Annotated in this window: 6 protein-coding genes; 4 read left to right on the top strand and 2 right to left on the bottom strand. The window is 73.3% G+C overall.

Annotation, left to right across the window (positions count from 1 at the left end):
• Nucleotides 1-1,185, bottom strand: a 1,185-nt coding sequence (locus ACERUJ_RS08015) for a 3-deoxy-7-phosphoheptulonate synthase class II (RefSeq protein ID WP_370247980.1), incomplete at its 3' end; no start/stop codon positions are given.
• An 11-nt stretch (nucleotides 1,186-1,196) separates the two neighbouring features.
• On the bottom strand, nucleotides 1,197-2,648 hold the full coding sequence (locus tag ACERUJ_RS08010) for an APC family permease (RefSeq protein ID WP_370247979.1): 1,452 nt from the start codon (nucleotides 2,646-2,648) through the stop codon (nucleotides 1,197-1,199).
• A gap of 161 nt (nucleotides 2,649-2,809) precedes the next feature.
• Between ACERUJ_RS08010 and ACERUJ_RS08005 the strand changes: the two genes are divergently transcribed.
• The 4 genes from ACERUJ_RS08005 to ACERUJ_RS07990 form a co-directional block, all read left to right on the top strand.
• On the top strand, nucleotides 2,810-3,370 hold the full coding sequence (locus tag ACERUJ_RS08005; RefSeq protein WP_370247978.1) for a TetR family transcriptional regulator: 561 nt from the start codon (nucleotides 2,810-2,812) through the stop codon (nucleotides 3,368-3,370).
• Complete coding sequence (locus ACERUJ_RS08000; RefSeq protein WP_370247977.1) at nucleotides 3,367-4,860, top strand: MFS transporter; 1,494 nt, start codon at nucleotides 3,367-3,369, stop codon at nucleotides 4,858-4,860. The genes ACERUJ_RS08005 and ACERUJ_RS08000 overlap by 4 nt, the downstream gene beginning before the upstream one ends.
• Nucleotides 4,861-4,903: 43 nt before the next feature.
• On the top strand, nucleotides 4,904-5,719 hold the full coding sequence (locus ACERUJ_RS07995) for a DUF1028 domain-containing protein (protein ID WP_370247976.1): 816 nt from the start codon (nucleotides 4,904-4,906) through the stop codon (nucleotides 5,717-5,719).
• A partial coding sequence (locus ACERUJ_RS07990; protein WP_370247975.1) for an FGGY family carbohydrate kinase occupies nucleotides 5,716-6,848 on the top strand: 1,133 nt, incomplete at its 3' end. The genes ACERUJ_RS07995 and ACERUJ_RS07990, both read left to right, overlap by 4 nt.

Raw genomic sequence — 6,848 nt, 5'->3', positions numbered from 1 at the left:
TCCGGTGAGTTCGATGTGGATTCCACCTGGCCACGTGCCTTCGGCGCGATGGGCCGCCACGAAACCGACGATTTCGCGCAGGATGGAGTCGAAGTGTCGCGTCTTACGGCCGTTGTCGGCGGTGAACGTGTTGGCATGCATAGGGTCGCAGGCCCACACCACCGGATGTCCGGCTTCGCGAACGGCGCGCAGGAGCGGACGCAGCGATGTCTCGACTTTGTCGTCGCCCATTCGGGAGATCAACGTGAGGCGTCCGGGCACACGCTTGGGGTTCAAGGCTTCACACAGCGACAGGACGTAGTCGGCCGTGGTCGTCGGGCCGATCTTTACGCCGATGGGGTTGCCCACTCCGCGGAGAAACTCGACGTGCGCGCCGTCTAGCTGGCGGGTGCGCTCGCCGATCCACAGGAAGTGGCCCGAGAGGTCGTAGGGCTGCTGGGTCCGGGCGTCGGTGCGCGTCATCGCGTGCTCGTACTCCAGCACCAGCGCCTCGTGGCTGATGTGGAAGTCGACGCGGTGGAACTCCTCGGGGTCGGCCCCGATGGCGGCCATGAACGCCATCGCCCGGTCGATCTCGTGGGCCATCTGCTCGTAGCGCTGGCCCGCGGGCGAGCCCGCCACGAAGTCGGTGTTCCAGTGGTGCACCTTGCGCAGGTCGGCGTAGCCGCCGGCGATGAAGGCCCGGATCATGCTCAGCGTGGCCGCGCTGGTGCGGTGCACCTCCAGCAGTCGCGCCGGGTCGGGGATGCGCGCCTCGGGGGTGAAGTCGAAGCCGTTGACCGCGTCGCCGCGGTAGGCGGGCAGGGTGACGCCCTCGCGGGTCTCGCTGTCGGAGGACCGCGGCTTGGCGTACTGCCCGGCGAGCCGGCCCAGCTTCACGACCGGCACGGAGGCGGCGTAGGTGAGCACGACCGCCATCTGCAGCAGCACCCGCAGCTTGTTGCGGGTGTTGTCGGCGGTGACGCCGGCGAAGGTCTCCGCGCAGTCGCCGCCCTGGAGCAGGAAGGCCTCGCCGCGGGTGACGGCGGCGAGCTTGTCGGTGAGCTCGTCGCACTCGCTGGCGAAGACCAGCGGCCGGGCGGCCTGCAGCTGCCGCACGACGGCGTCGACGGCGGCGCGGTCGGGGTAGGACGGCTGCTGGGCGGGCTGGAGCGCGTGCAGTGCTGCGAGGTCGGGAAGGGCCACGACCGCCTACCCTACGCGGTGCCGGGCCCGCTCCCGTGCTCGGCTTCCTCGAGGGACTCCACGTCGCGGAACCCGGTGCGCTGCCCGCGCAGGCCGCGGTTCGCGAGCCAGGTGAGCGCCCACAGCCCCACCCCGATCACCAGCAGCCCGGCCGCGATCCGGTACTGGATCAGGTCGGCCTCCAACCGCGCCCACGGGCCGAGCAGGTAGGCGCACCCCAGGGCCCCGACCACCGGGACGGCCGTGGGGGCCCGGAAGGTGCCGCCGGGCTCGCGTCGCAGCACCAGGCAGCACACGTTGACCACGGTGAAGACCGCCAGCAGCAGCAGGGCGGTCGTGCCCGACAGCGCGCCCACGATGGTCGACTCCGACTGCGTGCGCACGTAGACGATGAGCGCCAGCGCGAGCGCGGTCGTGAAGCCGATCGCGACGTAGGGCGAGCGCCGGCGCGGCGCCACCCGGCCCAGCACGCGCGGCAGCACGTCCTGACGCGCGAGGCCGTAGATCAGCCGGCTGGCCATCAGCATGTTGATCAGGGCGGTGTTGGCGACCGCGAAGACGGTGAGGAAGGGGAAGATCCGGTCGATCGGCACGTCGGGGGCGCCGATGCGCACGACCTCGAGCAGCACCCCGCTCTCGCTCTCGGCGCTCACCTGACCGGCCGGCACCACCACGACCACCGAGATGGCGACGAGGACGTAGATCAGCACCGCGATCCCGAGCCCGGTGAGCATGACGCGCGGGAAGATCCGCTCGGGCTCACGGGTCTCCTCGACCATGTTCACCGAGTCCTCGAAACCGACCATGGCGAAGAACGCGATGGCGGTGGCGATGGTGACCGCCGCGAACAGGTTCTTGTCCTCGGGGTTCTCGAAGACCGTGATCCGGCTGAAGTCGCCGTCGCCGCGGGCGATGACGAGGAATCCGATCCCGATGACGATCGCCAGGGCGACCATCTCGACCAGGGTGAGCACGACGTTGAACTTCACGCTCTCACCCACGCCCCGCAGGTTGATGAGGGCGAGCAGCACCATGAAGCCGAGGGCGACGGCGAGCGTGGCGCCGTCGCCGGTGGGCACGTCGGCGAACTCGTCCAGCCCGATCAGCAGGTTCGAGGAGAGCAGGCCGGCCGCCGAGGAGGCACTGGTGATGCCGGAGCAGACCACGGTGAAGGCCACCAGGAAGGTCACGAAGTGCACGCCGAAGGCGCGGTGGGTGTAGAGCGCCGCCCCGGCCGCGCGGGGGTACTTGGTGACCAGTTCGAGGTAGGACATCGCAGTGAGCGTGGCGATCGCGAAGGCGACCAGGAAGGGCACCCACGCGATGCCGCCCACCTGCCCGGCGAGTCGACCCGTGACGGCGTAGATCCCCGCGCCCAGGATGTCGCCGACGATGAAGAGCAGCAGCAGGCCGGGGCCCATCACGCGCGTCAGGCCGTCGGTCGTCCGATCGGGGTCGTCCACGGGCTCAGTCAGGGGCTCACTCACAGGGGGCAGCCCTACCCCGTGACGGTCGTCATACGCCTGCCCGCGCACCCCGACTTGCCCTCGGACACCAACCGGGACATCCTGGTCCCAGATGAGACAAAGATGTCTCACTGTGACGAACGGACCTGGAGGACACCATGGCCACCCGGGAGGACATCCTCGCCGCGGCTCAGCGCCACCTCAACGTCGACCCGCGGGCGTCGATGGCCGTGCTGGCCGCCGCCGCGGGGGTCGGCCGCGCCACCCTGCACCGCCACTTCGCCAGCCGCGAGGACCTGCTCCACGAGCTCGGCACCCGCTCGCTGGACCGCTGGGAGGCCAGCCTGGACGCCGCCGGGGCCGACGAGTGCGCCGCGTCGGGCGACCCCGACCGGCTGCGCGGCTGCCTGCACGACCTGATGTCGCGCTACCTGCTGGACGCCGACGACTTCGGCTTCGCCCTCACCGACGGCTACCTCACCTCCGCCGCCGACCTCATCGCCCGCTCGGACCGGCTCTTCGACCGCGAGGTCGCCCTCTGGGCCGCCGCCCAGGCGGCGGGGGTGCTGCGCGCCGACGTGCCGGCGCGCTGGCTCGGCCACGCCGTGTACGGCGTGCTCGTGGCGGCCCGCGAGGCGCTGCGCGAGGGCGACGTCGCGCGGCGCGACCTCGACGCGATGGTGCTCTCCACCTTCCTCGAGGGCGGAGCCGCCCGATGAGCGCCCCGACCCTGCTCTCCCCCGCCACCGCGCCCGCGGCCCACCCGCGGCGCTGGGCCGGTCTGGCGGTGCTCGCGCTGAGCCTGCTGGTGGTCGTGCTCGACATGACGGTGCTCAACGTCGCACTGCCCGCCCTGACCGCCGACCTGCGCCCCACCGCCGTGGAGCAGCTGTGGATCGTCGACGCCTACGCGCTCGTGCTCGCCGGTCTGCTCATCCCGCTCTCGGCGCTCGCCGACCGCTGGGGCCGGCGCCGGATGCTGCTGCTCGGGTTCGCGATCTTCGGGCTCGGCTCGCTGGCCGTGCTCGTGGCCGACTCCCCCGCCGCCGTCATCGGCGTGCGGGTGCTGCTCGGCGTCGGCGGGGCGATGATCATGCCCGCCACCCTGTCGCTGATCCGCACCCTGTTCCCCGACCCCGGCGAGCGGGCGCTGGCCCTCGGCATCTGGGCGGCCATGGCCTCGGTCGGTGCCGCGCTGGGCCCGGTCGTCGGCGGCGCACTGCTGGAGGTGTTCAGCTGGCACGCGGCCTTCCTGCTCAACGTGCCGCTGATGGCGCTGGCGCTGGTGGCCGGCGTGCTGCTGCTGCCCGAGAGCAGGTCCGAGCGACCGGGTCGGCTCGACGCCGCCGGGGTGCTGCTCTCGATCACCGGGATGACCGCCCTCACCGCGGCGGTGAAGGACCTGGGCAAGCACGGCGCCGAGCCGCTCGGACTGGCCCTGCTCGCCCTCGGCGCCCTGGCCCTGACGATGTTCGTGCGCCGCTGCCTGCACCAGCCCGACCCCATGCTCGCGGTGCGGCTCTTCGCCGACCGCGTGTTCCGGGCCGGCGTCGTCACCGCGCTGGCCAGCGCGACCGTGATGATGGCGCTGCTGCTGCTGGCCTCGCAGTGGCTGCAGCTGGTGCAGGGCTGGTCGCCGCTGCAGGCCGGGGCCGCACTGCTCCCGCTGGCGGTCGGCGGGCTGATCGGTTCCCCGCTGGCACCCTCGATCGCCGCGCGGATCGGCGTGCGCACCGTGCTCGTGGGCGGGCTCGCCCTCACCGCGCTCGGTCTGGCCGTGGTGGGTCTGCTGCCCCGACCGCTGCCCTACCCGGGCCTCGTGGTCGCCTTCGGCCTGGTGGGTCTCGGCACCGCCGCACTCGGCGTCGGGTCGGCGCTCATCATGGGCCGCGCCCCGGCGCACCAGGCCGGCTCGGCGGCGGCCGTGGAGGAGATGTGCTACGAACTGGGCGCGGTCCTCGGCGTCGCCGTGCTCGGCAGCCTCGCCGGCATCGTGTACCGCTCGGGCCTGCCCGACGGCGCCGACGTCGCGGCGCGCGAATCGCTGGCGGGTGCCCTCGGCACCCCGCTGGCCCCGCTGGCGACCGGGTCCTTCACCGACGCGTTCGCCGTGGTCGGACTGGCCGGTGCCGCCGTCGTCGCGGTGGCGGCCCTCGTGGTCGCCCGCTGGCTGCCCCGCGACCTGGACCTCGCCGACCTGTCGCACTGATCGGCCCCGATCTGCACGGAGAGGCGCCACTAGAGTCCGGTCCATGACCTTCTCGATCGTGGCGCGCTCCGACGACGGTGAGTCCTGGGGCGTGGCGGTGGCCTCGAAGTTCCTGGGCGTCGGCTCGGCCGTGCCGGCCGCGGTGGCGCAGGTGGGGGCCATCGCCACCCAGGCCGCCGCCAACGTCGCCTACAAGGGCCTGGCGCTCTCGCACCTCGACGAGGGCGCCACCGCCCCGGTCGCGCTGGAGCGGCTGCTGGAGGAGGACGACGGCCGCGACCACCGCCAGGTGGGGCTGGTCGACGTCGAGGGCACCGCCGCCGCCCACACGGGCCAGGCCTGCATCGACTGGGCCGGCCACGCCACCGGCGCCGACTACGCCGTGCAGGGCAACTGCCTGGCCGGCCCCGACGTCGTGGCCGCGATGGAGCGCACCTGGCTCGAGGGCGAGGGGCTGCCCTTCGCCGAGCGGCTGCTGGCGGCGATGGAGGCCGGCGAGGCCGCGGGCGGCGACAAGCGGGGCCGCCAGAGCGCGGCGATCCTCGTGGTGCGCGACGGCGCCGGCTACGACGGCGGCGACGACGTCGCCATGGACCTGCGGGTCGACGACCACCCCGACCCGCTGGCCGAGCTGCGCCGGCTGATGGGCCTGCACGAGCTCTACCTCGTGGCCACCGACGAGGCCGACCGCATGCGCGTCGACGACGCGCTGGCCGCCGAGCTGGCGGCCTTCGCGACCGCGCAGGGCCAGCCCGACTTCCTCACCTGGGTGGGGTGTGAGAACTACGAGATGCGGGTGGCCGAGGACCTGGCCTGGATCGACCCGCGTGTGCTGGCGATCGTGCGGGGCCGGGCGTGAGCGGCGCGACCGACCCGCGCGACCTCGTGCTGGCCGTCGACGCCGGCACGACCGGCGTCACGGTGGTGGCGGTGTCCGGCGCGGGCGACATCGTGGCCAAGGGCTACCAGGAGTTCGCCCAGCACTTCCCCCGACCGGGCTGGGTGGAGCACACGCCCGAGGAGATCTGGCAGGCCACCTTGGAGGCCACCCGCCAGGTGCTCCGGGCCGTCGACGCCGACCGGCTGCGCGCGATCGGCATCACCAACCAGCGCGAGACGATCGTGCTCTGGGACCGCGAGACCCTGGGCTCGCCCCGGCGCGCCATCGTGTGGCAGGACCGCCGCACCGCCGACATCTGCACGCGGCTGCGCGAGGCGGGCCACGAGGAGCGGGTCGCCGAGCTCACGGGCCTGCGGCTCGACCCCTACTTCAGCGCCACGAAGCTGGCGTGGCTGGCCGAGCACGAGCCGCACACCTGGGCGCTGGTGCAGCAGGGCCGCTACGCCGTCGGCACCGTCGACTCCTACCTCATCGCGCGCATGACGCGCGGCCTGGACCACGTCACCGACGTGTCCAACGCCAGCCGCACGCTGCTGTTCGACCTCACCACGGGCGACTGGAGCCCCGAGCTGTGCGACCTGTTCGGGGTGCCGCGCGACGCGCTCCCCGAGCTGGTGCCGAACTGGGGCGAGGCCGCGGTCAGCGACCCCCGCACCTTCCTCGACCTCGCCCTGCCGATCGCGGGCATCGCCGGCGACCAGCAGGCGGCGCTGTTCGGCCAGACCTGCTTCGACGTCGGCGACTCCAAGTGCACCTACGGCACCGGGTCGTTCATCCTCACCAACACCGGCACCGAGGCGGCCCGCTCGGGGGCCGGCCTGCTCACCACCGCCGCCTGGCGCAGCCCCGAGGGCGTGCTCACCTACGCCCTGGAGGGCGCGATCTTCGTGACCGGCGCCGCCGTGCAGTGGCTGCGCGACGGGCTGCAGATGATCCGCCAGGCGGCCGAGGTCGAGGCTCTGGCGGCCAGCGTGCCCGACAGTGGCGACGTCTTCCTGGTGCCGGCCTTTGCCGGCCTGGGCGCACCGCACTGGGATGGCCATGCCCGTGCGGCGCTGCTGGGCCTGACGCGCGGCACCCCCCGGGC

Origin of the sequence: Nocardioides sp. (genome assembly GCF_964228225.1) — a bacterium.
Classification (GTDB): Bacteria; Actinomycetota; Actinomycetes; order Propionibacteriales; family Nocardioidaceae; genus Nocardioides.
The sequence above is the reverse complement of the archived record's forward strand: the minus strand, read 5'-3'. Positions and strand labels throughout refer to the sequence as shown.

Coding starts and splice junctions, on each gene's coding strand:
- ACERUJ_RS08005 (WP_370247978.1), top strand. CDS start 2,810: ATGGCCACCCGGGAGGACATCCTCGCCGCGGCTCAGCGCCACCTCAAC.
- ACERUJ_RS08000 (WP_370247977.1), top strand. CDS start 3,367: ATGAGCGCCCCGACCCTGCTCTCCCCCGCCACCGCGCCCGCGGCCCAC.
- ACERUJ_RS07995 (WP_370247976.1), top strand. CDS start 4,904: ATGACCTTCTCGATCGTGGCGCGCTCCGACGACGGTGAGTCCTGGGGC.